The following is a 3,193-nucleotide window of genomic DNA, read 5'->3' as shown; positions in this document are numbered from 1 at the left end:
AGCCGCCTTGACGTATGCGACGGATCTGTTCGACGAATCGACCGTTCTGGAATTCGGTGATCGGCTGGTACGGACCTTCCGTGCGGTGACTGCTGATCCCACCGTAGCGGTGGGTGACGTTGACATCTTGGTCGATGGTGAACGAAACCTGCTGTCCCGCTTCAGCGCTGGCCAGATCGATGGTGGTGTGGATTCGACGTTGTCGGCGTGGTTCGATGATGCTGCTGCGCGGTTTGGTGATCGGGTTGCGGTGCGGTTCGGTGACGAGTCGTTGTCGTATGGTGAGTTGTCGGTGCGGGCGAATCGTTTGGCGCGCAGGTTGATTGCTCAGGGTTGTGGTCCGGAGTCGTTGGTGGCGGTGGCGTTGCCGCGGTCGGCGGATCTTGTGGTGGCGTTGTTGGCGGTGGTGAAGTCCGGTGCGGGGTATTTGCCGGTGGATCCGTCGTATCCGGCTGATCGTGTCGAGTTCATGTTGGCCGATGCTGCTCCGGTGGCTGCGATTTCGTGGTCCGGGCGTGAGTTGGTGTTGCCTGTTGGTTTGCCGGTGGTTGATGTCGACGCGGTGGATGTGTCGGAGTTCGATGGTTCGGTGGTGACGGATGCGGATCGTGTTGCGCCGTTGCGGTCTTCGAATGTTGCGTATGTGATTTACACGTCGGGTTCGACGGGTCGCCCGAAGGGTGTGCAGGTTCCGCACACGACGGTGGCGAAGTTGTTTGCGAATACCGAGGGTGTGTACGGGTTCGACGAATCCGATGTGTGGACGATGTTCCACAGTTATGCGTTCGACTTCTCGGTGTGGGAGTTGTGGGGTCCGCTGTTGTACGGCGGCACGTTGGTGGTTGTGGATTATGTGACGTCGCGGTCGCCGGAGCAGTTCTTGGAGTTGCTTGCTGCTGAGCGGGTGACGGTGCTCAATCAGACGCCGTCGGCGTTCTATCAGTTGGCCGAGGCTGATCGGTTGGCGTCGGAATCCGGTCGGGCCGCTGAGTTGTCGTTGCGGTGGGTTGTTTTCGGCGGCGAGGCGCTCGAGCTGCGTCGCTTGTCGGATTGGTACGGCCGCCGCGGTGATTCCGCGCCGACGTTGGTGAACATGTACGGCATCACGGAGACGACGGTGCATGTGAGCCATCGTGTGTTGGATGCTGCGATGGCGGCGGATGCGTCGGCGAGTGTTGTGGGTCAGGCTATTTCGGGTCTGCGGGTGTTCGTGTTGGATACGCGTTTGGCTCCGGTGCCGGTCGGTGTCGCGGGTGAGATGTATGTCGCTGGTGTGCAGTTGGCTCGGGGTTATCTGGGTCAGGCGGGGTTGACGTCGACGCGGTTTGTGGCGAATCCGTTCAATGCCGGCGAGGTGTTGTACCGCACGGGTGACGTCGCGTCGTGGAACAGTGCTGGTGATTTGGAGTATCTGGGTCGCGCGGATGATCAGGTGAAGATCCGTGGTTTCCGGATCGAGATCGGTGAGATCGAGTCTGCGGTGTTGGCGGATGTGTCGGTGGCGCAGACGGCGGTGGTTGTTCGTGAGGATTCTCCGGGTGATCAGCGGTTGGTGGCGTATGTGGTTCCGGCTGCGGGTGTGAGCGTGTCGGTTGACGATGTCCGCACCGGTGTGGGTTCGTTGTTGCCGGAGTACATGGTGCCGTCGGCGTTTGTGGTGTTGGATGCGATTCCGTTGACGGTGAACGGGAAGTTGGATCGTCGGGCGTTGCCGGTTCCGTCGTTGCAGGTTGCGGTGTTCCGTGCTCCGACGTCGGTGGTGGAAGAGGTTGTGGCGCAGACGTTTGCGGATGTTCTGGGCGTCGAGCGTGTTGGTTTGGATGATGATTTCTTCGCGCTCGGTGGTAATTCGCTGATTGCGACGCAGGTGACGTCTCGGTTGGGTCAGGCGTTGGATGCTTCGGTGTCGGTGCGGGAGTTGTTCGAGGCGTCGACCGTCGAAGGGCTTGCTGCCCGACTCGGTTCTCATGTCGGTGGTGGTTCGCGTGCGGCGTTGACTGCGCAGGTGCGTCCGGCGCAGGTGCCGTTGTCGTTTGCGCAGCAGCGCATGTGGTTCCTCAACCAATTGGACCGCGAATCGGCAGCTAACAACATTCCGATGGCGATCACTCTCACTGGCGAGTTGGATCAGGCGGCGTTGTACGACGCTGTCGTGGACGTGTTGAAGCGTCACGAGGTTCTGCGCACGGTCTACCCCGAGGTCGACGGCGTCGGCTACCAGCGGATCTTGCCGGTGGCGGCAGTTCCGGTGAATCTGGCTCCCGTGCAAATCGAAGCATCCGACATCGTGGCGGCGGTGACGGACTTCGTCACGTCAGGCTTCGACGTCACCGTTGAGGTTCCATTGCGGGCCAAGCTCTTCCAGCTCGCGGAGGACTCGTTTGTACTGGCGATAGTGATTCACCACATCGCCACCGACGGTTTCTCGATGGGTCCGTTGATCCGCGACGTGATGACCGCGTACTACGCCCGCTCACAGGGTCATGCCCCGACCTGGGCGCCGTTGTCGGTGCAGTATGCCGACTACGCGTTGTGGCAGCGCGAGGTTCTCGGTTCCGAGGGTGACACGGAATCCGTACTCGCAGAGCAGATCGGCTACTGGGCCAAAGCTCTCGACGGAGTTCCGGACCAGATCACCTTGCCCAGTGACCGCGCGCGTCCAGCCGTGTTCACCGGCCGGGGAGCCACCTACAGCTTCCCGATTTCCGCGGATGTTCACCGCGGACTGGCCGCTGTGGGTCGCGAGCACCAGGCATCGCTGTTCATGGTGATGCACTCGGCGTTGGCAACACTTCTTGCCCGGTTGTCCGGCACCACCGACATCGCAGTTGGCACCCCGGTCGCCGGTCGCGGTGAAGCGCAGCTCGACGATCTGATCGGCATGTTCGTCAACACCCTGGTGTTACGCACGGCCGTGAACCCAGGAGCAAGCTTCTCCGATTTGTTCGACCATGTGCGTGACATCGATCTGGGAGCTTTTGCCAACGCCGATGTGCCATTCGAGCGGCTTGTCGAAGTGCTCGACCCGGCACGATCCCAAGCGCACCACCCGTTGTTCCAAGTTGCGCTGTTCTTCCAGAACATGGCCGACGACGCACTGGAATTGCCCGGACTGCGTGTCTCCGGATTCGACGCGGGCGTCGACATCGCGAAGTTCGATTTGCAATTGACCGCAGCTCCACGGGAAAACGCG

1 protein-coding gene is annotated in these 3,193 nt (G+C 61.3%); it reads left to right on the top strand.

The window, feature by feature from the left end; all coding sequences use genetic code 11:
* On the top strand, positions 1-3,193 hold a 3,193-nt coding region (locus ABT116_RS41315; protein WP_351645388.1), incomplete at both ends, for a non-ribosomal peptide synthetase.

Origin of the sequence: Streptomyces sp. NPDC002130 (assembly GCF_040296465.1) — a bacterium.
Classification (GTDB): Bacteria; Actinomycetota; Actinomycetes; order Streptomycetales; family Streptomycetaceae; genus Streptomyces.
This window is presented reverse-complemented; position numbering and strand designations above follow the sequence as displayed.